A 20978-nucleotide genomic window follows, 5' to 3' on the forward strand; every position below is an offset into this window, starting at 1 on the left:
TTCGCGGAGCATGCAAGGCCATTTCGACTCATGACGGATGTCTGCTTCGGGTCGTGAGCTGCCAGTTGTGACAGGCAGCACTCGGCCAGAAGCGGTCATTCACACACGTATATTTCAGACCCCATGATTGCGGCTGCATTGGCCGCAAACGGATTGTATGGGCGCGTTATGCAGGTCCGCCCCCACGACTAATCCACAATGAACAACTTCGCCCCGGTGGTGGTGAATGACCGATGTCCCTCAGCATTATTACCCACCTGATAACTCATTCCCGACGTCAGTGTGAACTGACGACCATCTTCCAGTTCAGTATGCAAATGACCCTCCAGGCACAAAAGGATGTGCCCCCTCCAACACCAATGATCGGCCAAATATCCAGGGCTGTACTCGACCATCCGCACACGCGCTGAACCAAACTGGCAGGTACGCCAATAGGCTGTGCCTGTCTGACCGGCATGCGCCACCGGCTCTATCGTTGACCAATCGGTGGTACCAAATGGGATTGCAGTAAGATCCATGGTTGCCTCATCGAAATACAATAAATGCAGACCGTATCAATCTGGCGATGGTGCCGATAGACACAGACGGCCCGCATTTATGGGATACAGGCGCTGCACAACCCGAAGGCTAGTTGCCCCGCCCTCCTCCAAACGACCACTCATCGCCGGCCGTAGTGGTGATCACCACCATGACATCCTCCGCGTTCAGTCCCGTCGCCCGCCCCAATTTCTCGACCAGATCGCGGTAAAAACGCTGTTTGGTCTCAACGCTTCGAGGACGGCCTGCGGTAATCGCGATTAGCACAAAGTCATGGCTACGCGGCCCGCCCAGATAGTGGGGATCAAATATCAGCTCGCCGATCTCATGTTGGTGAATGGCCTGGAAGCGATCAGTCTTCGGCACTTCGAAGCTCTCGACGAAGGCGTCGTGCAAACCTTCAGACAATGCCTGTAAATACTCGGCCGACTTCCCGCGGTGCAATGAAATTCGTGCAAACGGCATCAACGATTACTCCTGACGTTTTGGAAGGCAAGCCTGTAGCTCACTGAGCAAATTCAGCGCCGATGCGGCTGTCGGCCAACCTGAATAAAACGCCAGATGGGTTATGACTTCGGCCAGTTCGTCGACACACAAGCCGTTATCCAGTGCACGTTTCAAATGAAATGGCAGTTGCTCCAGACGGTACATCGCCACCAGCGCGGCCACCGTCGCCAGACTGCGTTCACGGGGCTTCAATTGCGTACGCGTCCACATGTCGCCAAACAATACTTTGTCGGTCAGCTCGGCAAACTTCTGCGGGTAGTTGCTTTGGTGTTCTCGCCCCGTGACCATCGATGCATTCATGATGTTTTTCCCTCTGATGTCCCAATTTGATGGAGGAAAACTATCAAGTCGCAACAATTCCGAATATCAGATTTAATTGCATCAATCATCCCGAATTAGTGGACTATTGAATGCGCCGCCCAACCTTCGATCTTGACGTATTGCGCACCTTCGTCACCGGAGTGGAGTTCAACAGCTTTGCCAAAGCGGCGGATCGTCTCGGTCGGTCGACATCTGCCGTAAGCGCTCAATTGAAGAAACTCGAGGAGCAGATCGGTACGCCGGTACTGGCTAAATCCGGTCGCGGACTGGTCTTGACCCCAACAGGAGAAACACTGCTCAGCCATGCCCGCCGGTTGCTGGAGCTGAACGATGGCATTTTCCAGACCCTGCATGAAAGCCAGACCGCCGGGTCCATACGCCTCGGGCTTCAAGAGGACTTTGGGGAACATTTCCTGAGCGATATCCTGCGACGCTTCGTCCAGACTTACCCGAGGGTGAATCTCGAAGTCAGGATCGCCCGTAATGCCGAACTGCTTGCTCTGGTCGAAAGCGCAGATTTGGACCTGGCCCTGACCTGGGACACCGGGCACATGTCGCCCTATGCCACGCGCCTGGGCGCAACACAGATGCACTGGATCGGGGCCCGCGATACGCCACTGCTGACTGCCCTTGATGACTCACCGTTGCCATTGATCATGTTCGACGCGCCTTGCGTATTGCGCAGCGCTGCCACCCAGGCGCTGGATGCCGCGCAAATACCTTGGCGGATCGCCCTGACCAGTCCCAGCGTCGGTGGTATCTGGGCGGCCGTCGCAGCCGGATTGGGTCTGACGCTGCGAACCCGCATCGGGCTGCCAAGCCATCTCACCGTTGTTTCTGGCTTACCCCCCGTGCCAAGCCTTGGCTATGTGCTTCACAGCGGTGGCGACGACCCAACACCAGCCACCCAACAATTGGCCGCATTGATCAAAACGAGCCTGCAAGAACAGGCGTTTCGTTTCACGATTACGAAGTAATCGAAGGCACCCAAGGGTTCAATTCGAGCAATACGGATGGAGAATAACGAAGCACGGAGGTGGTGGGCCAATGACGGCTATGGGTCGTTAGCTGCCTGTCACGACTGGCCGGTTTCGCCCCATTGATTGGGCCTAACTCTCTTGGTCTGACGGTATAAGGGTTTTCCCGCTTTGCTTCAGCCACAAACCAAAGTCCTGCATTACGCTGACGATGGGCTTCAACCGATTGCCTTCCTCGGTTAGCTCGTATTCCACTTTGACAGGGACTGTCGGGAACACCGTGCGCTTCACCAAGCCGACTTCCTCAAGTGCCCGTAGGTCGAGGGTCAGCATCCGCTGCGAGATTCCCGGGACATCACGCCGCAGCTCATTGAAGCGCTTAGGTCCGTCAAGAAGATACGACACCAGCAGGAGGCGCCAGCGACCACCTAACAGGCGCATGGCTTCCTCCACTGAGCAGCCAGTCACATTCTTTTTCATAGTCTTCCTCGTGCTTCATTAAGGTATATTTTTTGTACCTAGATGATAAAAAAGTGCCTTCTTCCTTTTATATACTGGATCCCTAAAATAATCATCCGTCACTTTCTCGGTGGAAGTGACGTATTCGACCTATTAGGAGATCGCTCGTGAAGCTTTACTACATCGCTGGCAGTTGCTCCCTTTCCCCTCATATCGTGATCAATGAACTGGGACTTGATGTCACGCTGCTCAAGGTCGATCACCGCAAGCACACGGTGCATGGTGACGTTGACTATTACGAGGTAAATCCTCTCGGCTATGTGCCGATCCTTGAATTGAAGGACGGCACCAGATTTCGGGAGGGCCCGGTGATCGTGCAGTACCTGGCTGATCAGAAGCCAGAAGCCGGGCTGGCCCCACCCAATGGCACAATCGAACGCTATCGGCTGCAAGAATGGCTGAGTTTTTTGACGTCCGAGATCCACAAGGGCTTCATTCCACTTCTCTATGCCGGGCTGGCTGGTAAGTATGTGGATACAGTCAAACCCAAGCTGGAGGCGCGCTACGCGTGGATAGATAAACAACTCGAGGATCGTCAGTTTCTACTCGGCGAGAAGTTCACTGTCGCCGATGCCTATCTGTTCGCCCTGACTGGCTGGGGGCAGGCGGACTGGTTGACGTCATACTTCAAGGCCGATATTTATTTCGACGATCTAAAAAATCTCCAGGCCTGGTACGGCCGGATGCGTCAGCGCCCAGCGGTTCAAAAGGCGCTCCAGGAAGAAGGACTAGAATGATGTTGAGCTGCCAGAAGGCGCTGCTGAACACCTAGATGACAGATAGCCTGCGATATTAGCCACTGCGGTTTGTTTAATGGCAGTTCAGCAGGCGCATCCAAGTGTCCACTTTGAGCCGACTTCAACCGGTCGCGACTACCTATATTGGGTCCATTCTGTTGAAAAAGCAGTTCCCTCTCCGGCCTGCAGAAAATCTCTTCATTGGCCGGAGGGGGATCACACAGTAATGACCGGCTAAGACATGATGTCGGCCACGAACAGTTTCGACGGTTCAATCTCCCTGGCCACGACGAGATCGCTGACATGATGATTACGCAGGGGCCCGGTCGCACCGAAGGTGCTCGTGTCTGGCTGGCAGGTGATAAAAATGCGCGAGCAGATGCTTCCAACGTTCATGGCGCCTCTCCTCTCCTTTCGGTTGGCAACTCTTTCCACGCTGAGCGAAATTGATCTGTGTCATAAGGACGATGCCGTGCTCAACGCACGATGGATATGCCTCGCTTTCGCGAGACGGGGAACGCGGGTGAAGCTGACTCGCGGAGGATCACTGATATGTACGGAAAAAACAGGGTGTGTATCGACAACAGCGCCGCGCCCCGTCCGATCCTGGGGGGGCCGACCACAGGCGGCCGGACGGACGGCAGGTTGCTTATATGAGCGGCTCGATTCGGCTTCTGGTGTACGCCGTGCTGGTGTGCATCTGCGGGCTTGCCTGGGGAGCGGACGGAGCCGCGCAGAGCGCCGGACCGCGCGTCACGATTCTCGTTTACCACCGCTTTTCGGAGACGGCGGACGACTCGATGACCGTGCGCATGAGCACCTTCGAAACCCAGTTACGCTTCCTGCACGAGCGTGGCTACCACATTGTGTCGCTGCGTGAGGTTGTCGACTGGCTGCGGGATCCGAATGCGACGTTACCGGAGAAGCCAGTGGCGATCACCGTCGACGACGGGCATCGTTCGGTATTCGAAAAGCTGCTGCCCATCGTGCTGCGCGAGCGTTTTCCGGTCACGCTGTTCATCTATCCATCGGCGATCTCGAACGCGTCCTATGCGCTAACCTGGGACCAATTGCGTACCCTGAGACAGACCGGGCTCATTGACATCCAGTCGCATACGTACTGGCATCCCAACTTCAACGTCGAGCGCAGACGCCGTACGCCGCCGGATTTCCAGCAATTCGTCCGCACACAACTCCACAAATCGCGTCAACGCCTCGAGTCGCAAACCGGTGTGCATGTCGACATGCTCGCGTGGCCGTTCGGCATCTACGACGACGAATTGATCGCGCTCGCCTCCGACGAGGGCTACGTGGCAGCCTTCACACTGGACGCGCGCAAGGCGGACCGGCACGCTCGGTTACTCGCACTGCCGCGCTTTCTGATGATCGATGCCTACGGAGCAAGCGCGTTTGCGCGCCTGCTCGGCGAACCGAACACGCTGCCGATGCCCCCAGCGGGGAACACACGATGACCTTCACCCGCGCATTGAGGCGCTATGCGATCCCGGCGCTGCTCGCCGTCACTGCCCTGCTGACTGATCGAGGCGCCTTGGCCGTCACCGGCGTCGTGCTCGACTCAAGCACGCAGAATCCGGTCGCCGACGCAATCATCACGACATCGGCCGGCGTGATGCATACCGACGAAAACGGGCGGTTCGAGACGGCTCACGCGGCCGAGAGCGTCGCGGCCCGCGCACCGGGGTATCTGCGCACCGAGGCCAAAGTGTCCGGCGAAACGCCCGTGACACTCGCGTTGACCCCATTTCGCCCGAAAGCGCTCTATCTGTCAGTGTTCGGCGTGACCAGCAAGACGCTGCGCAACAAGGCCGTCAGCCTTGCCGAAAGTACCGTGATCAATGCATTCGTGATCGACGTCAAGGGCGACCGCGGCCTGACGCCGTATCGCAGTGCGGCGCGCGAGGCGATCGGCGCAGCGGCCCGCGTGACCACGCGCGCACCGCAGGAACAGGATTTTCCGGCGCTGCTTGCCAGCTTGCATGCGCAGCACCTGTACCTGATCGCGCGCATCGTCGTGTTCAAGGACGACCCACTCGCCGACGCGCATCCGGAGTGGAGCGTGCACACCGCAGAAGGCGAGCCGTGGCGGGATCGCGAGAACCTGCAATGGATGGATCCGTTTTCGCACGACGTATGGCAGCACAATCTCGATGTCGCCGAGGAGGCGGCGCAGATGGGCTTCGACGAGGTTCAGTTCGACTATGTGCGCTTTCCCGACAAGAGCGGGCTACGCTTTGCCCTGCCGAACACCCAGGGCAACCGGACTGCGGCAATCGTCGGCTTCCTGCAGGCCGCGCGCACACGGCTCGCGCCCTACAACGTATTCGTCTCCGCAGATATCTTCGGCTACGTCTGCTGGAATCTCGACGATACCGCGATCGGCCAGCAAATCGAATTGCTGGGCGCGTCGCTCGACTATATTTCGCCGATGCTGTACCCCTCCGGTTTCACCTGGGGGCTGCCGGGCTTAACCAACCCGATCACCGATCCCGGTCAGATCGTCAGGCGTTCCCTGGCGGAGGCGGTGCATCGCACCCATCTGCCGGGCGTGCGTTTTCGCCCGTGGCTGCAGGCTTTTCGCGACTATGCGTTCGATCATCACCCGTTTGACGCGGCGGCGATCAGTGCGCAGGTAAACGCCGCCGACGCAGCCAACACCGATGGATGGATGTTATGGAACCCGCGAAATTACTACGACGCCGCCGATTTTCCGCACCGTTGATCGGTGCGCTGAAGCGCTGGGCAATGCTGGTTGGAATGGCGACGGCGGCGCAGATCGCGGGCGCCGCAGATCTCGATGCGGCGGCGCGCCTGCAAGCCGCACAGATCGTCGAGAGGCAGATCGCCGCCGGACGTGTTCCGGGTGCCGTCGTCCTGATCGGGGATGCCACGCACGTGCTCTATCGCCAAGCCTTTGGACAACGCGCGATGACGCCCGACCCCGAGCCGATGACACTGAGCACCGAGTTCGATCTCGCGTCGCTGACCAAGGTCATCGCGACCACCACGGCAATTATGCAACTGGCCGAAGCGCGCCGCATCGACCTGGACGCACCCGTTGCGCAGTATTGGCCCGCCTTTGCGGCGCACGGCAAAGACGCGGTGACGGTGCGTGACCTGCTTGCGCACACCTCTGGGCTGATGCCAGACCTGCCTGCGCGGCCACTGCATCCGGACCGGGAAGGCGTATTGAGCGCGATCGCGGCGCAGCGTCTGCGCAGCGCACCAGGTGAACACGTCATCTACAGTGACCTGAATTTCGTGGTGCTCGGCGAGTTGGTCGAGCGCATCACGCACCTTCCGCTCGACGCGTACTGCCGGGTTCACATCTTCGGGCCGCTCGGCATGCGCGACACGGTCTTTCTACCGGACGCAGGGCGAGTGGCACGCAGTGCGCCGACAATCGCGAACAAGGCCGGCATACGCCGCGGCCACGTGCACGATCCGACGGCCGAATGGATGGGCGGCGTCTCCGGCAACGCGGGGCTATTTTCCACGGCAGACGACCTCGCCCGCTTCGCGCAGATGATGCTGAACGAGGGACGCGCGGGCACCCTGCAGATTCTGCGGCCAGCGAGCATCGCCGCGCTCGCGGCTGCCGCCTCGCCGCTCGCGGCCGTGCCGTGGCGCGGCCTCGGCTGGGAACTGGCCGCACCGTTCGCGTCGAATCATGACCGTCTGCCGCCGATTAGCGTCATCGGCCACACCGGGTACACCGGCACGGGCCTGTGGATCGATCTGGTGACGCGTCAATTCATCGTCATCCTGACCAACCGCGTGTACCCGGACGACAGCGGTGACGCCCGCCCGCTTCGTGCGCAGTTGCTCGCGTTGCTGGCAAGCCGGGCTGCGCCTGCGAGCGTCGCGCAAATCGGCCGGTTGCTGCCGTCGGCGTTGCCGGCGCTGCGTGCCGCCGATCGCCTGCCGACCTCGATGGGCCCGGTGCAGACCGGCATCGACGTGCTCGAGGCTCAGCAGTTTGCGCCGCTCGCTGGCATGCGCGTGGGCTTGATTACAAATCGCAGCGGCTTCGACGCCGAGGGCAGGCGCACCATCGACGTACTCGCGCACGCGCCGGGCGTCACGCTGGCAGCGCTGTTTTCGCCGGAACATGGGCTGAACATCGACGTGGATGAGCGGGTCGGCGATACACTCGACACGGCGACGGGCCTCACCGTACACAGTCTCTACGGCGCGGCGCGGCGCTTCCCGGCCGGTTCGCTCTATGGACTGGATGCGCTGATCTTCGACATTCAGGATGCCGGCGTGCGCTTCTTCACCTATGAGACAACGCTCGGCTACGCACTCGAGGCCGCAGCGGCGCGTGGCATTCCGCTGTTCGTGCTGGACCGGCCCGATCCGCTCGGTGCGCAGCGATTCGGCGGACCGGTGCTGGACAGCCGCCACGAATCGTTCACTGGCTATTTCCCTGCGCCGCTGCAGCCCGGCATGACGATCGGCGAGCTGGCGAGTCTTTTCAACCGCAACAAGCACATTGGTGCGGACCTGCGCGTTGTGCCGATGCAGGGGTACCGGCGCACGATGGCCTTCGCCGACACTGGTCTCGGTTGGGTGCCGCTGTCGCCGAACCTGCGCACGCTGCCCCAGCTCGACCTATACCCGGATGTCGGTTTGCTCGAAGGCGCGAATCTGAGTGTGGGCCGCGGCACACCGCACCCGTTCGAGTGGATCGGCGCGCCGTGGATCGACGCGACTCGGCTCGCAAACGCACTGAATGCGCTTGACGCTGGCGCGCATTTCGAGCCGGTCGACTTCGTTCCCACCGAGTCAACCTGGCACGGTCAGCTCTGTCATGGCGTGAGCATCGCTCGCGACGCGGCGTCCCGACATCCCGCAGCACACCTGGGATTGACGCTGCTCGCCACACTGCACGCGCTCTATCCCGACACGTTAAATCTTGCTGCGACCCGCGATTCGATCGGTTCGCAAACAGTGTGGCAAGCGATTCGCGACGGCGCGGCGCCTGATGCGGCGCAATCACTCGACGCCGCGCCGCTTGAGCACTTCGCGCGACTACGGCAGGAGAACTTGCGCTATTGACCTTGACACGACGCGCAAACCGTCGCGGCCTGTGGTGACCGTCGCAAATATCGGCGAGCCGTCGGTGAGCGCCTCCCGTCTCGTCAAGAAACCCAAACTTGGCACCCGCTCTATACTTTAAGGATCATTGCACTCGATGCCACGCGCAGTTGTACTGCATGCCGTGCGCGCAATGTGTCGAGCGGTCGTTCACGCAGGCTTGTTAGCTTGCCTTGTTATGAGGAGAACATCATGACCCGCAAATACATCGATTGCCGCGAATTCCCGAGCGACACCAGCTGCTCGGTCGCGCTGTCCGCCGACTCCGAAAAAGAATTGCTTGAGGCGGCAGCGCAGCATGCGGTCAGCGTTCACAAACACACCGATTCACCCGAGCTACGCGCACAACTGAAAGGGCTGTTTCACGACGGCACACCGCCCGTCGAATCACCACGTCACGCGTAGCCTTTGGCTACCTTGTCTAAAAAACGCCCCACTCCGTGAGGCGTTTCGGCAACCCCTTCAGATCAAAGGGCGTAAGCCCGCTCATCATGCTCAGCAAGGTCCAGGCCCATCGATTCATTCTCCTCAGTGGTCCGCAGGCCGATGGTCCATTCCAGTACTTTGAGGATGATCATGCTCACCACGAAGCAGTAGACGAAGGTGAAGCTGACGCCCTTCAATTGGGTCAGCACTTGAGCGCCGATGTCCAGGTTCTCGACATAGCCGCCCAGCGAAGGCGACGCGAAAACCCCGGTCAGGAGTGCGCCGACGATCCCGCCGATGCCGTGCAGACTGAATACATCCAGCGAGTCGTCGTAGCCCAGTTTCTGCTTGAGCTGGCTGACGGCGAAGAAACACACCGCGCCAGTGATCAAGCCTATTGCGATGGCGCCCGCCGGACCGACGTAGGCACAGGCCGGGGTGATGCCAACGAGACCGGCCAAGGCACCGGATGCTGCGCCCAGAGCACTGGGACGGCCATGAATCAGGGTTTCGGTGAGCATCCAGCCGACGACACCTGCGCACGCTGCGACTTGAGTGGTGAGCATGATGATGCCCGCGCCGGTATTCACCGCAGCGCCCGAGCCGATGTTGAAGCCGAACCAACCGACCCACAGTAAACCGGCCCCCATCAGGGTGAAGCCCAGGTTATGCGGGGGCATGGCGAGGTTCGGGTAGCCCTTGCGCTTGCCCAATACCAGGCACGCCGCCAGTGCCGCAACGCCCGCATTAATATGCACCGCAGTGCCACCCGCGAAATCCAGCACCCCCCAGTTGACCAACAGCCCCCCTGGCCCGCCCCAGATCATGTGTGCAATAGGCGCATAGACGAAGGTGAACCACAGCGCCATAAACGCCACTGCCGCGCTGAACTTCATGCGCTCGGCGAAACCACCGGCAATCAGTGCCGGTGTGATGATCGCGAACGACATCTGGAACACGCTGTAGACGCCCTCGGGAATATTGCCCACCAGGCTGTCATGGGTCATGTCGAGCATGAACAGCTTACTCAGCCCGCCGATGAAACTGTGCAGATTGACTTCGCCAGCGACCATGCCCGTGGCATCAACCACGATGCTGTAGCCGTACACCACCCACAGCACACCGATGACGCCAGCGACCGCGAACAGCTGGGTAAACACCGAAAGAAAGTTTTTGGCCCGGACCATGCCGCCATAAAACAGCGCCAGCCCCGGAATGCACATTAGCAACACGAACATGGCCGCGGTCATCATCCAGGCGGTGGTACCCGTGTCCAGAGTGACGACTTCAGCCGCCGAGGCCAGTGGCGCAAGGCTCAATGCAAGCAGCGCCAGGGTCGTCCTTGAAAGAGATCGTATAAACGAATCAGAAATCATAGTCAGCAAGCTCCATACACAGGAAGTCGACATAAGGGGGCTGGCAGAGGCAAGACGCTTGAGGCCATGTAGCCTCGCTGTGGATACGGATCTGAGTCCGTTAGCCGGTGAAACTAAAAAAGACGCCGCCCATCAAGGCGGCGTCGAGGGACTCAGTATTGTTGACCGGGTATCCACGAGGTCCCGGCCAACGGTACGCGGGCCATGGCGGCGGCCTCGACGGTCAAGGCCACCAAATCCTCGGGGTCGAGGTTGTGCAGGTGTGACTTGCCGCAGGCACGGGCCATGGTCTGGGCTTCGAGGACCAACACCCGTAGGTAGTTAGCCAAGTGACGCCCCCCTTCCACCGGATCAAGACGCTTGGACAGTTCCGGATCCTGAGTGGTGATGCCCGCAGGGTCACGACCGTTCTGCCAGTCATCGTAGAAACCCGCCGCCGAGCCAAGCTTGCGCAACTCTTCGTCGAGTCGCGGATGGTTGTCGCCCAGTGCTATCAACGCCGCCGTACCGATGGCCACTGCATCGGCGCCGAGGGCCATGGCTTTTGCTACGTCAGCACCGTTACGGATACCGCCGGAGACGATCAGCTGCACCTTGCGATGCATACCCATTTCCTGCAACGCCTGAACGGCTTGAGGGATCGCGGGCAGAATCGGGATGCCGACGTGTTCAATGAACACTTCCTGAGTCGCGGCGGTACCGCCTTGCATGCCGTCGAGCACGATCACGTCGGCACCGGCTTTAACGGCCAGTTTGACGTCGTAGTACGGACGGCTGGCGCCGATTTTGACGTAGATCGGTTTTTCCCAATCGGTTATTTCACGGAGTTCGGCGATCTTGATTGCCAGGTCGTCCGGACCGGTCCAGTCCGGGTGACGGCAGGCGCTGCGCTGGTCGACCCCGATGGGCAATGTGCGCATACCCGCGACACGTTCGGTGACTTTCATCCCCAGCAACATACCGCCGCCGCCTGGCTTGGCGCCCTGCCCCAGGACGATTTCGATGGCGTCGGCCTTGCGCAGGTCATCGGGGTTCATGCCATAGCGCGATGGCAAGTACTGATAGACCAGGTGTTCGGACTGACCGCGCTCTTCCGGGGTCATGCCGCCATCGCCAGTGGTGGTGCTGGTCCCGGCGATGGTCGCGCCACGGCCCAATGCTTCTTTGGCATTGGCCGACAGTGCACCGAAACTCATGCCCGCGATGGTAATCGGGATTTTCAAGTGCAGCGGTTTCTTGGCAAAGCGGTTGCCGAGGATCACGTCAGTGCCGCACTTCTCACGATAGCCTTCCAGCGGATAACGGGAAACACTGGCACCCAGCAGCAGCAAGTCATCGAAATGCGGCAGCTTGCGCTTGGTGCCGCCGCCACGAATATCGTAGATGCCGGTTTCGGCGGCGCGCTGGATTTCCTGAATGGTCAGACGGTCGAAAGTCGCGGATTCGCGCAAGACCGGAGTGGGTTTGTCGCTCATGGTGTACTCCTTGATACGCGAATTAATACGCGGATGCGTTATCGACTTTGAAGTTGTAAAGCTGACGGGCCGAGCCGTAGCGCTTGAACGAGGCTGCCTTGTGGTCGAAACCGGCACGATTGAGCAGTTCCTGCAGTTCGTCCAGGTGCTCAGCGCGCATCTCTTTCTCGATGCAGTCCGAGCCCAAGGATTCCACTTTTCCCTTCACGTAGATGTGGGTTTCGTACAGCGAATCCCCCAAGGCATCGCCAGCATCGCCGCACACCACCAGGCGCCCGGCCTGGCCCATGAAGCAGCTCATGTGGCCAATGCTGCCGCCGACCACAATGTCGATGCCTTTCATGGAGATGCCGCAACGGGCACCGGCGTCGCCTTCGATCACCAGCAAGCCGCCATGAGCGGTGGCGCCAGCAGCCTGGGAAGCGCTGCCCTTGACCCGTACCGAACCGGACATCATGTTTTCCGCCACGCCGGTGCCGACGTTGCCGTGCACGGTGATGTGAGCTTTCTTGTTCATGCCTGCGCAGTAGTAACCGGCGTGGCCCTGAATATCGATGAACAGCTCTTGATCCACGCCGACCGCAAGGTTGTGCTTGCCGTTGGAATGGGTCACGACCCACTCCGCGTCGGTCAATTGTTTGGCCTGATCATGCAGCCCCTGATTGAGCTCGCGTACTTCACTGACAGATAGATCGATAGCTTTCATACGGTGCTCCTCAGGCGCTTTGGCGTTCCCAGATGTACAGGGTTGAAGGTGCTGGTTCCCAGATCTTGGCATTCTCGATGCCCGGCAGGCTGGACAGCGCCTGGTATTCCGAGGCCATGGCGACGTAGTCATCGGTCTCAGCCAAAATCGCGGGCTTGCACGCGATCGGATCACGAATCACCGCGAAACCATTGCGGGTGCCGATGGCAAAGGTGAAGAAGCCATCAAGATTTTCCAGGGAGTTGTCCAAGGCTTGCTTGAGCGAGTCGCCCTGTTGAAGGCGCCAAGCCAGGTAACCGGCCGCGACTTCAGTGTCGTTTTCGGTCTGGAATACGATTCCTTCACGCTTGAGTTCTTGGCGCAGACGGAAGTGGTTGGACAATGAACCGTTGTGCACCAGGCACAGGTCGGCCCCGGTGGAAAACGGGTGGCTGCCTTCCATAGTCACAGCACTTTCAGTGGCCATGCGGGTGTGGCCAATGATGTGGCTGCCCTTCATGCCTTTAAGGTTGAAGCGCTCGGAGATCTCTTTCGGCAAGCCCATCCCCTTGAGGATCTCGATGCTCTGCCCGGCGCTCATGATGCGCACGTCCGGCGCCAGTTCAGCCAATGCGTTGCGGACCGATGCTTCGTCGGTCTTGATTTTCAGCACCACGGCGGTGGCGTTCTGAAACCACTCCAGAGAACACCCTAGGCGCCCTTCCAGTTCGCCCATCAACGTCTTCCAGTCCTGGTTCTCCGTGGTCGCCTGCAATGTCAGTTTGATCCAGCCATCCGCGACTTCATCGCCATAAATGGCAAAGCCGGCGCTGTCCGGGCCACGGTCGGTCATCGACAGCAGCATGGGTTCGAAGAGCTTGCCTAGCTGGGACTCCAGCGCCGGGTTCTTCAAGTACAGACCTACGATTCCGCACATACACGTTCTCCTGCTTGGCAGCCGGTTCCTGATTCAAAGGACCCGGGTTGATTCAAATCGGGTGGGTGGAAACATGTCTTTAAAGAAAGCCGTTTAGAAAAATTCGGTATAGCGCTTGATCTCCCAATCGGAGACGTGACGGCTGTACTCGACCCACTCCATGCGTTTGAGCTCGATGAACTCATTGACGATTTCCGAGCCCATCGTTTCGCGGAACAGCGGATCAGCCTCCAGCGCGTCACAGGCTTCCTTGAGGCTCTGCGGCAAGGTGGCGATGCCCCGACCGGCAATTTCTTCCAGGCTCAGCGTGTACAGGTTTTCATTGCACGGCTCGCCCGCGTCCAGCTTGCGGTCGATGCCGTCCAGACCGGCGGCGATGATCGCGGCGCTGACCAGATAGGGGTTGCAGCCCGCGTCCGGCAGGCGGAATTCGAGGCGGCCGTAAGGCACCCGAACCATGGCCGAGCGGTTGTTGGAGCCGTAGGCGACGAACGCCGGAGCCCAGGTCGAGCCTGACAGCGAGCGGCCGACCACCAGGCGTTTGTATGAATTGACCGTGGGTGCGGCGAAGGCACACAACGCCGGGCCGTGAGCCAGAAGGCCTGCCGCAAAGTGGTAGGCCATTTTCGACAGCCCCATGCCGCGCGAGTCGCTGGCGTCATGGAACAGGTTCTTGTTCACCGCGTCGGCGATGGACAGGTGGAAGTGCATGCCGTTACCCGCACGTTTCGGGTCGGGCTTGGGCATGAACGAGCAAATCATTCCCAGGTCGTTGGCGACTTCGCCGGCAGCCATGCGGAAGAAGGTAAAACGATCCGCCGAGGTCAGCGCGTCGCTGTAGGTGTAATTGATTTCAAACTGGCCGTTGGCGTCTTCGTGATCGATTTGATAGATGTCGAAATCGACTTTTTGCAGCGCTTCAGTCAGGTTTTCCAGAAACTGCCGCGAACGCGACAGGCCCTTGTAGTCGTAGCAGGGTTTGTCCAGATTATCGCTGGCATCAACGCTGCATAACGTGCCCTCGGCATCGCGACGGAACAGGCTGAACTCAGGTTCCAGGCCGGTATTGAGGGTCCAGCCGCGTGCATTCAGGCGTTCCACTTGGCGCATTAGCACGTAACGCGAATCGTACGGATGGGGCTCGTTATTGACGTGGCCGACGCAGACGATGCGCCCGTAACCTGGCTGCCACGGCACAGCAGTCAAGGTGCTCGGGTCGCCCTTGGCCATGAAGTCAGGGCCATGGGGTTCCATGCCCATGCCACAAATGGCGAAGCCTGCAAAGCCGGCGCCACTGTCGATGACGGTCTGCAGCCCGGAGACTGGTACCGATTTGGTCTTGGCCGCGCCGTGGATATCCACGAACTGAGCCAGCACATATTTGATTTTGTGCTCATCGATGATTCGTTGTGTTTCTGGTGGCAACATCACTTGGACTCCTCGAGCAAGGCAAAATAGCGGGATCTGCGTTCAGGGTCGGCACCCGTCGTAAACAATTGCCCAGTGCTAGAATCCGCCTGGGCGTGACTATAAGCCAACCTATTTATTCTCAGTAAGAAATTTACTTTCCTAATGAGAATGCAATAGCCTTGCCAGAATGGCTGCCAAAGAGCCGATCTATCGTGCCTCCAGTCCTGCAACACAGGCTTTTCAAGGGTTTGCCAGGGAAATGAGTGTCGTCTGGGTAAAACTTCAGACATGCTGCAGGCGCTCACGCTATAAATCGGGCGGACAGCAACAAAGGTGTATCGCACATTCATGGTGCGAAATTTATATTCATGAGCGGAAATGAAGCATGAGCAAAGTGATTTCCACCGAGGCCGAGCCACGCTTGAGGCTTGAGCAGTACCTGGGCATGCAAATCAAACGACAGCGTCAATTGCAGGAGCTGAAGATCGCTGATGTCGCGCAACTGGCAGGCATCAGCCAAGGGATGCTCAGCAAGATCGAAAATGCCCAGGTCTCCACCAGCCTCGATACCTTGAGCCGCTTGTGCGATGCACTCGGCATGCCGATGTCGAAACTGTTCAGTCAGTACGATCAACAAGGCAGTGGCGCCCTGCTGGTGCGCAAAGGCGAAGGGATGCAGGTGGTGCGCCGGGGCACCGAGAAAGGCCACACCTATCACCTGCTCAACCACACCCGTGGCCCGAAGAAGACCTTCGAGGCCTACATGGTCACCATGGACGATGCCAGCGAAGAGTTCCCGACCTTCTCCCATCCCGGTACTGAGTTTCTGCATCTATTGAAAGGCGAGATCGTCTACCGTCACGGCAACCAGCTCTATCACATGAAACCCGGCGACAGCCTGACCTTCGATGGTGAAGTGCCGCATGGCCCCGAGCAGTTGGTGAAAGTGCCGATTCATCTGCTGTCAATCATGAACTACGGCGACGACTGACAGCCTGATTTCCGGGTATCCAGCACGCTTACCAGCCCTCTTTCGCAATGCTTTAGGCATGCTATAGTGCCGCTTATCTATATTTAGCACTGTTAAAAGGCGGCTTATGAAAAGCTTTTTTCCACTGGAATGCACCGACAACCTTTACAGAATCGGGCTTCTGGTAAAAAGCAGGCGTCTACAGTCCAGACTTCGACAGAAAGACCTGGCCCTGGCCCTTTCAATTTCCGAGCAGACGGTACGTAAAATCGAGGGCGGAGACCCCGTCGTGGAAGTGCGCTCGTTCATGATGGTACTTTGGCATTTGGGACTCACGCAGGAAGTGTTTCGCAGCCTCGACGGCATCGAGTCCTCCTCTCAGCTGCAAGCCAATGACCCCCGTGCACCGCATCGGGTTCGCCTGGCCAAACCACAGAGTGAGGACTTCTGATGTCCAGGGCCTACGTCTACATGGAGCATCCTGAAACCAGCGAGGTGGTCTCTCTGGGTCGACTGGTGATCGTCAACGGGTTCGGTGAGTTCACTTACGATCCAGAGTACGTTGCCACCCGTGGCTGGGTGCCCGACCCGGTTCGCTATCCGCTGCGCAGCGAAACCTTCGGCCCAATAACCAAAAACAAGGGAATACCCGGCTTCATCAACGATTCAATGCCCGATGGCTGGGGTGAGCGGGTATTGAAAGACATCCATCGACACGCCCTGGGGCCGATCGATTACCTGCTGAAATCCCCGAACAATGATCGCGCGGGCAACCTTATGGCAGGCCTGACGCGCCATCCGCCAGCCGGTATCGGGCACGACCCGTTACCGTCGCTCAAGGGCCTGGCGCCCTTCATCCAGGCCACCGAAGCCATATTCGATAATCAACTGGATGAAGAAGCGATCCAGACCCTCAAGCTGCGCAGGCAACGGTCTTCTTTGGGTGGCGCCCGCCCCAAGCGCACCCTGCAAGACCATGGCGTACTGATTCTGGTCAAATCCCGTGACCGCTATGATCAGTGCGATATTCCGGCGCTGGAACATGCGTGCATGACGTTCGCAGCCGGAAAAGGTTTGAATGTCGCCCGTACCGCACTGTATGCCGAAGAGCCCTCGACCTTGCTGGTAGAGCGCTTCGACCGCCTGCAGCCCGCTGATATGCGCGGTCGGATACCGATGCTCAGCGCACTCACCTTGCTCGACGCCGAATGGCACACCAACGACCGCAGCGCCTGGGTCTATGCCGCTGTTGCCAATGAGATGAGTCGACGTGGCGTACCGGCGCAAGACCTCCAGGCGTTGTTTAAGCGAATGTGCTTCAACGCTCTGGTGGGCAACGGCGACGATCACCCCAAGAACCACGCCATCCTCTGGCTAAAGGGAGGCTGGCGACTGGCGCCCATGTACGACGTGGTGCCCTGCCTCGAAGGATCTTCTCCGCCCAACCTCGCGATGGCCGTGGGCCGCGAGGGTCGGGTGATCAGTCGCGCCAACCTGTTGAGCCATTGCGCACACTTTGCGCTGACGCCGGACCAGGCAGCTGTGACATTGGATGAAGTGATCGGCTGGGAACCCGACCTGCGGGCGCACTATGAACGCACCCTCAATGGGACCGAGTTGAAGCTTGCCCTCGCAGCAATCGGCTCGGCGCGCATGAAAGCGTAGACCGTTGCCTTACCTCCTCGCAGGTGAGCAACCAGACGTCGCCCCTGCGTATCCCTTGATGCGGCGTACCTGACACGCTGCATTCGCAAACAAGACTGTGCGTCCCCGCGAATCTCCACCCTCCCCCGCAAAAAAAAACAAAACAACGCTGGACGCCGATTTTTATTTCACCTATAAAAAGCGCCACAGGAATATTTTATTCACATGGGGAATTTTTCTTCATCCCTGAATTTAATCCCCACTGATGAACATTCAGCGTGCATGTCTCCCTGCGAGGACCCGTAATGAGCACCGACCCGGACCACTTCATTTTCAAGATCAGCTGTCCCGCAACGTCGGGCATCGTTGCCGCCGTGACGTCTTTCCTGGCCGACAACCGCTGCTACATCAGCGAGCTGGCCCAGTTCGACGATGAAGAAACCAGCCAGTTTTTCATGCGTGCGGTGTTTCGCTTCAACAGCGGCGTCAAGGGCGACATCGATGCGCTGCGTCTGGACTTCAATGAAGTGGCCAGGACGCTGGATATGGACTGGCAGCTGCACTCGGTCGCCAACCCGATGCGCGTACTGATCATGGTCAGCAAATTCGACCACTGCCTCACCGACCTGCTGTACCGCCACCACAAAGGCGAGATGGACATGCAGATCACCGCCATCGTCTCCAACCACCTGGAGCTACGGCCGATGGCCGAGCGCGAGGGCATCCGTTTTATCTACTTGCCCGTGACCAAGGACACCAAATCCCAGCAGGAAGCTGCGCTGCTGAAAATCGTTGAGGAGACGCAGACCGATCTGGTGGTGCTGGCTCGTTACATGCAAATCCTCTCCGATGACCTGTGCAAGCAATTGTCGGGCCGGGCGATCAACATCCATCACTCCTTCCTCCCGGGCTTCAAGGGCGCCAAGCCGTACCACCAGGCCCACCAGCGCGGGGTCAAACTGATCGGTGCCACGGCCCACTATGTCACCTCGGACCTGGACGAAGGCCCGATCATCGAGCAGGAGGTGCAGCGTGTCGATCATGCACACAAAGCCGATGATCTGGTGAGTATCGGACGCGATACGGAAACCGTCGCGCTGTCCAAGGCAGTCAAATATCACCTGCAACATCGGGTGTTCATCAATCGCGATAAAACGGTGATCTTCCGATGAACAGCCCCATTCAATTCGCCCGCGACATCGACGGCAAAGCCATTGCCGCCCAGGTGCTCAGCGAAGTCGCAGCCGACGTCCGTGAACTCGCACTGCAACAGGTCACGCCGACGCTGGTCGTCGTGTTGGTGGGTGAAGACCCGGCCAGTCAGGTCTACGTGCGCAACAAGATCCTGCGCGCCAAAGAGGCCGGTATTCGCTCGCTGGAGCAGCGCCTGCCCGCGACCACCAGCCAGGCGCAGTTGCTGGCACTCCTCGCCGAATTGAATGCCGACCCGGAGGTCAACGGCATTCTGGTACAGCTGCCGGTTCCTGCGCATATCGACGAAGCTGCGGTGATTCAAGCCATAGACCCGGCCAAGGATGTCGACGGTTTCCATCGGCACAACGTCGGCGGGCTGGTCCAGGGTCAGGACGTGCTGACGCCCTGCACCCCCAGCGGCTGCATGCGCCTGTTGCACGACACGTGCGGCGACTTGAGTGGCAAGCATGCGGTGGTTATCGGCCGCTCGAACATCGTCGGCAAACCCATGGCCACCCTGCTCCTGCAAGCCCATTGCTCGGTCACCGTCGTCCACTCGCGCAGTGTCGACGCCGCTGCGTTGTGCCGTCTGGCAGACATCGTTGTAGCGGCCGTCGGCCGCCCGCAGATGATCGACGCCAGTTGGCTCAAGCCCGGCGCAGTGGTGATCGATGTCGGGATCAATCGCATTGACACCGAACAGGGCAGCCGACTGGTGGGTGACGTGGATTACGCCAGCGCCCGCACGGTGGCCAGCGCCATTACCCCGGTTCCTGGTGGTGTCGGGCCGATGACCATCGCCTATCTGCTGAAAAACACCGTGATCGCCACACGCAGACAGTTGCTGCGCGCCGCAGAACTCGCCGCCACTCGCACTTCACCTAAGGAGGCGTGATGCCATTCAATCTCTTGAAATATGGCCTCTCTGCCGAGTACACGGCAGAAATGGACCTGCCGCCACCCAAGGAACTCAAGTCTTCCTATGATGTAGTGATCATCGGCGGTGGCGGTCATGGCGTGGCGATTGCCTACTACCTGGCCAAGTACCACGGCATCACTAACGTGGCGGTGTTGGAAAAGTCCTATTTGGGCGGCGGCAATACCGCACGTAACACGGCAGTGATCCGTTCCAACTACCTGACCAGTGAGGGTGTGAAGTTCTACAGCGAGTCGGTGAAGTTGTTCAAGGACCTGTCCAACGAGTTCGACTTCAACGTCATGTATTCCGAGCGTGGCCAACTGACCCTGGCCCACACCGACGCCACCGTGCGCGCCTTCCGCCAACGCGCTGAAGTGAACAAGCATTTCGGCGGCCGTACGGAAATGGTCGACCGCCAGCAGATTCGTGAACTGGTGCCGAGCCTCAATCTCGACCCCGGCCATTTGCCGGTACTGGCCGGGCTGTGGCACATCGACGGCGGCACCGCCAGACATGACGCCGTGGCCTGGGGGTACGCCAAGGGCGCAGCGAAACGTGGGGTGGAAATCCATCAGTTGACCGAAGTTCAGGACCTGATCATCGAAAACGGCCGGATCACCGCCGTAAAAACCAACCGAGGCACGATCCAGTGCGGTTGCGCAGTGCAGGCCGTGGCCGGGCATAGCTCGTTGATGGCCAAGAAAGCCAAGATCGAAATGCCCATCGTCTGCTATCCCCTGCAAGCGATGGTCACCCAACCGTTCAAACCGTTTCTCGATCCCTTGGTGAGTTCCTCGGCCCTGCACTGCTATGTGCAGCAGACCGGCCGTGGCGAAGTGGTATTCGGCGGCGGTTCCGACCCCTACCCGCTGTACAACACCCGCTCGACCCTGGACCTGAAGGAAAACCTGATTTCCGCTGCGGTCGAGATGTTCCCTTTCCTGGCCAATGCCAAGCTGATGCGCCAGTGGGCCGGGATCACTGACATGACCCCCGATTACAGCCCGATCATGGGCCTGTCACCTGTCGACAACTATTACCTCGACGCGGGCTGGGGCACTTGGGGATTCAAGGCCACGCCGATCTGCGGCAAGACCATGGCCGAACTGGTCGCCTCTGGCGGCAAAGTCCCGGACCTGATCAAACCCTTCGGTCTGGAGCGGTTTTCGACCTTCCAGCAAGTCAACGAGATGGGCGCTACGGCGGCCAGCCACTAAGGGGCAAAC

General features: G+C 59.5%; 22 protein-coding genes. 12 read left to right on the plus strand and 10 right to left on the minus strand.

Annotated elements, in window-relative coordinates; all coding sequences use genetic code 11:
• Positions 1 to 188: 188 nt before the first annotated feature.
• The 3 genes from AC1ME2_RS01210 to AC1ME2_RS01220 form a co-directional block, all read right to left on the minus strand.
• On the minus strand, positions 189 to 518 hold the full coding sequence (locus AC1ME2_RS01210) for a DHCW motif cupin fold protein (protein ID WP_480438813.1): 330 nt from the start codon (positions 516 to 518) through the stop codon (positions 189 to 191).
• 109 nt (positions 519 to 627) lie between these two features.
• Positions 628 to 1002, minus strand: coding sequence for a tautomerase family protein (locus tag AC1ME2_RS01215; RefSeq protein ID WP_480438814.1), 375 nt, complete (start codon positions 1000 to 1002; stop codon positions 628 to 630).
• 6 nt (positions 1003 to 1008) lie between these two features.
• The gene (locus tag AC1ME2_RS01220; protein WP_480438815.1) at positions 1009 to 1344 is read right to left on the minus strand and encodes a carboxymuconolactone decarboxylase family protein; all 336 of its coding nucleotides are present in this window, start codon (positions 1342 to 1344) and stop codon (positions 1009 to 1011) included.
• A 110-nt stretch (positions 1345 to 1454) separates the two neighbouring features.
• On the opposite strand from AC1ME2_RS01220, the gene AC1ME2_RS01225 reads away from it, so the two are divergent.
• Positions 1455 to 2342, plus strand: coding sequence for a LysR substrate-binding domain-containing protein (locus tag AC1ME2_RS01225; RefSeq protein WP_480438816.1), 888 nt, complete (start codon positions 1455 to 1457; stop codon positions 2340 to 2342).
• A 132-nt stretch (positions 2343 to 2474) separates the two neighbouring features.
• Here the strand turns inward: AC1ME2_RS01225 and AC1ME2_RS01230 are convergent, their stop codons facing one another.
• Positions 2475 to 2822: a winged helix-turn-helix transcriptional regulator gene (locus AC1ME2_RS01230; protein WP_480438817.1), complete on the minus strand. Its 348-nt coding sequence runs from the start codon at positions 2820 to 2822 to the stop codon at positions 2475 to 2477.
• A 146-nt stretch (positions 2823 to 2968) separates the two neighbouring features.
• Between AC1ME2_RS01230 and gstA the strand changes: the two genes are divergently transcribed.
• The gene (gene gstA, locus AC1ME2_RS01235; RefSeq protein ID WP_480438818.1) at positions 2969 to 3598 is read left to right on the plus strand and encodes a glutathione transferase GstA; all 630 of its coding nucleotides are present in this window, start codon (positions 2969 to 2971) and stop codon (positions 3596 to 3598) included.
• 234 nt (positions 3599 to 3832) lie between these two features.
• On the opposite strand, the gene AC1ME2_RS01240 is transcribed toward gstA, so the two are convergent.
• A complete protein-coding gene (locus AC1ME2_RS01240) occupies positions 3833 to 3994 on the minus strand; it encodes a CBS domain-containing protein (protein WP_480438820.1) in 162 nt (53 codons plus the stop codon).
• Positions 3995 to 4251: 257 nt separating this feature from the next.
• Between AC1ME2_RS01240 and AC1ME2_RS01245 the strand changes: the two genes are divergently transcribed.
• From AC1ME2_RS01245 to AC1ME2_RS01260, 4 genes are all read left to right on the plus strand, one after another.
• A complete protein-coding gene (locus tag AC1ME2_RS01245; RefSeq protein WP_480438821.1) occupies positions 4252 to 5070 on the plus strand; it encodes a polysaccharide deacetylase family protein in 819 nt (272 codons plus the stop codon).
• Complete coding sequence (locus tag AC1ME2_RS01250; RefSeq protein WP_480438822.1) at positions 5067 to 6338, plus strand: putative glycoside hydrolase; 1272 nt, start codon at positions 5067 to 5069, stop codon at positions 6336 to 6338. Before AC1ME2_RS01245 ends, AC1ME2_RS01250 begins: the two co-directional genes overlap by 4 nt.
• Positions 6290 to 8677, plus strand: a complete 2388-nt coding sequence (locus AC1ME2_RS01255; protein ID WP_480438823.1) for an exo-beta-N-acetylmuramidase NamZ domain-containing protein — start codon at positions 6290 to 6292, stop codon at positions 8675 to 8677. The genes AC1ME2_RS01250 and AC1ME2_RS01255 overlap by 49 nt, the downstream gene beginning before the upstream one ends.
• 231 nt (positions 8678 to 8908) lie before the next feature.
• Entirely contained in the window at positions 8909 to 9121 is a 213-nt protein-coding gene (locus AC1ME2_RS01260; protein ID WP_480438825.1) for a DUF1059 domain-containing protein, read from the plus strand.
• Positions 9122 to 9183: 62 nt separating this feature from the next.
• Here the strand turns inward: AC1ME2_RS01260 and AC1ME2_RS01265 are convergent, their stop codons facing one another.
• The 5 genes from AC1ME2_RS01265 to glnT all read right to left on the minus strand — a co-directional run bounded on the left by AC1ME2_RS01265 (position 9184) and on the right by glnT (position 15043).
• The gene (locus tag AC1ME2_RS01265; protein ID WP_480438826.1) at positions 9184 to 10518 is read right to left on the minus strand and encodes an ammonium transporter; all 1335 of its coding nucleotides are present in this window, start codon (positions 10516 to 10518) and stop codon (positions 9184 to 9186) included.
• A gap of 152 nt (positions 10519 to 10670) precedes the next feature.
• Positions 10671 to 11993: an FMN-binding glutamate synthase family protein gene (locus AC1ME2_RS01270; RefSeq protein ID WP_480438827.1), complete on the minus strand. Its 1323-nt coding sequence runs from the start codon at positions 11991 to 11993 to the stop codon at positions 10671 to 10673.
• Positions 11994 to 12015: 22 nt separating this feature from the next.
• Complete coding sequence (locus AC1ME2_RS01275) at positions 12016 to 12699, minus strand: protein glxC (protein ID WP_480438828.1); 684 nt, start codon at positions 12697 to 12699, stop codon at positions 12016 to 12018.
• Positions 12700 to 12709: 10 nt separating this feature from the next.
• Positions 12710 to 13615: a class II glutamine amidotransferase gene (locus tag AC1ME2_RS01280; protein ID WP_480438829.1), complete on the minus strand. Its 906-nt coding sequence runs from the start codon at positions 13613 to 13615 to the stop codon at positions 12710 to 12712.
• A gap of 93 nt (positions 13616 to 13708) precedes the next feature.
• Positions 13709 to 15043 carry a type III glutamate--ammonia ligase gene (glnT, locus tag AC1ME2_RS01285; protein WP_480438830.1) on the minus strand — a complete coding sequence of 445 codons (1335 nt, stop codon included), beginning with the start codon at positions 15041 to 15043 and terminating at the stop codon, positions 13709 to 13711.
• A gap of 379 nt (positions 15044 to 15422) precedes the next feature.
• Here glnT and AC1ME2_RS01290 point away from each other — a divergent pair, with 379 nt between their 5' ends.
• From AC1ME2_RS01290 to AC1ME2_RS01315, 6 genes are all read left to right on the plus strand, one after another.
• Positions 15423 to 16016, plus strand: coding sequence for a helix-turn-helix domain-containing protein (locus AC1ME2_RS01290; protein ID WP_480441944.1), 594 nt, complete (start codon positions 15423 to 15425; stop codon positions 16014 to 16016).
• Positions 16017 to 16122: 106 nt separating this feature from the next.
• Complete coding sequence (locus tag AC1ME2_RS01295) at positions 16123 to 16446, plus strand: helix-turn-helix domain-containing protein (protein ID WP_480438831.1); 324 nt, start codon at positions 16123 to 16125, stop codon at positions 16444 to 16446.
• Entirely contained in the window at positions 16446 to 17660 is a 1215-nt protein-coding gene (locus AC1ME2_RS01300; RefSeq protein WP_480438832.1) for a type II toxin-antitoxin system HipA family toxin, read from the plus strand. The genes AC1ME2_RS01295 and AC1ME2_RS01300 overlap by 1 nt, the downstream gene beginning before the upstream one ends.
• Before the next feature lie 284 nt (positions 17661 to 17944).
• Positions 17945 to 18811, plus strand: a complete 867-nt coding sequence (gene purU, locus AC1ME2_RS01305; protein ID WP_480438833.1) for a formyltetrahydrofolate deformylase — start codon at positions 17945 to 17947, stop codon at positions 18809 to 18811.
• On the plus strand, positions 18808 to 19728 hold the full coding sequence (gene folD / locus AC1ME2_RS01310; RefSeq protein WP_480438834.1) for a bifunctional methylenetetrahydrofolate dehydrogenase/methenyltetrahydrofolate cyclohydrolase FolD: 921 nt from the start codon (positions 18808 to 18810) through the stop codon (positions 19726 to 19728). The genes purU and folD overlap by 4 nt, the downstream gene beginning before the upstream one ends.
• On the plus strand, positions 19728 to 20969 hold the full coding sequence (locus tag AC1ME2_RS01315) for an FAD-dependent oxidoreductase (protein WP_480438835.1): 1242 nt from the start codon (positions 19728 to 19730) through the stop codon (positions 20967 to 20969). Before folD ends, AC1ME2_RS01315 begins: the two co-directional genes overlap by 1 nt.
• The last annotated feature ends 9 nt before the right edge of the window (positions 20970 to 20978 follow it).

The sequence above is a fragment of the Pseudomonas sp. ASL9 genome (assembly GCF_056680335.1).

Excerpts from the sequence above, each read along its gene's own strand:
- AC1ME2_RS01230 (WP_480438817.1), bottom strand. The coding sequence starts at position 2,822 with ATGAAAAAGAATGTGACTGGCTGCTCAGTGGAGGAAGCCATGCGCCTG.
- purU (WP_480438833.1), top strand. The coding sequence starts at position 17,945 with ATGAGCACCGACCCGGACCACTTCATTTTCAAGATCAGCTGTCCCGCA.
- AC1ME2_RS01225 (WP_480438816.1), top strand. The coding sequence starts at position 1,455 with ATGCGCCGCCCAACCTTCGATCTTGACGTATTGCGCACCTTCGTCACC.
- folD (WP_480438834.1), top strand. The coding sequence starts at position 18,808 with ATGAACAGCCCCATTCAATTCGCCCGCGACATCGACGGCAAAGCCATT.
- AC1ME2_RS01220 (WP_480438815.1), bottom strand. The coding sequence starts at position 1,344 with ATGAATGCATCGATGGTCACGGGGCGAGAACACCAAAGCAACTACCCG.
- AC1ME2_RS01295 (WP_480438831.1), top strand. The coding sequence starts at position 16,123 with ATGAAAAGCTTTTTTCCACTGGAATGCACCGACAACCTTTACAGAATC.
- AC1ME2_RS01250 (WP_480438822.1), top strand. The coding sequence starts at position 5,067 with ATGACCTTCACCCGCGCATTGAGGCGCTATGCGATCCCGGCGCTGCTC.
- AC1ME2_RS01300 (WP_480438832.1), top strand. The coding sequence starts at position 16,446 with ATGTCCAGGGCCTACGTCTACATGGAGCATCCTGAAACCAGCGAGGTG.
- AC1ME2_RS01260 (WP_480438825.1), top strand. The coding sequence starts at position 8,909 with ATGACCCGCAAATACATCGATTGCCGCGAATTCCCGAGCGACACCAGC.
- AC1ME2_RS01215 (WP_480438814.1), bottom strand. The coding sequence starts at position 1,002 with ATGCCGTTTGCACGAATTTCATTGCACCGCGGGAAGTCGGCCGAGTAT.
- AC1ME2_RS01240 (WP_480438820.1), bottom strand. The coding sequence starts at position 3,994 with ATGAACGTTGGAAGCATCTGCTCGCGCATTTTTATCACCTGCCAGCCA.
- AC1ME2_RS01210 (WP_480438813.1), bottom strand. The coding sequence starts at position 518 with ATGGATCTTACTGCAATCCCATTTGGTACCACCGATTGGTCAACGATA.
- AC1ME2_RS01280 (WP_480438829.1), bottom strand. The coding sequence starts at position 13,615 with ATGTGCGGAATCGTAGGTCTGTACTTGAAGAACCCGGCGCTGGAGTCC.
- AC1ME2_RS01265 (WP_480438826.1), bottom strand. The coding sequence starts at position 10,518 with ATGATTTCTGATTCGTTTATACGATCTCTTTCAAGGACGACCCTGGCG.
- AC1ME2_RS01245 (WP_480438821.1), top strand. The coding sequence starts at position 4,252 with ATGAGCGGCTCGATTCGGCTTCTGGTGTACGCCGTGCTGGTGTGCATC.
- glnT (WP_480438830.1), bottom strand. The coding sequence starts at position 15,043 with ATGTTGCCACCAGAAACACAACGAATCATCGATGAGCACAAAATCAAA.
- AC1ME2_RS01255 (WP_480438823.1), top strand. The coding sequence starts at position 6,290 with ATGGAACCCGCGAAATTACTACGACGCCGCCGATTTTCCGCACCGTTG.
- AC1ME2_RS01315 (WP_480438835.1), top strand. The coding sequence starts at position 19,728 with ATGCCATTCAATCTCTTGAAATATGGCCTCTCTGCCGAGTACACGGCA.
- AC1ME2_RS01270 (WP_480438827.1), bottom strand. The coding sequence starts at position 11,993 with ATGAGCGACAAACCCACTCCGGTCTTGCGCGAATCCGCGACTTTCGAC.
- AC1ME2_RS01275 (WP_480438828.1), bottom strand. The coding sequence starts at position 12,699 with ATGAAAGCTATCGATCTATCTGTCAGTGAAGTACGCGAGCTCAATCAG.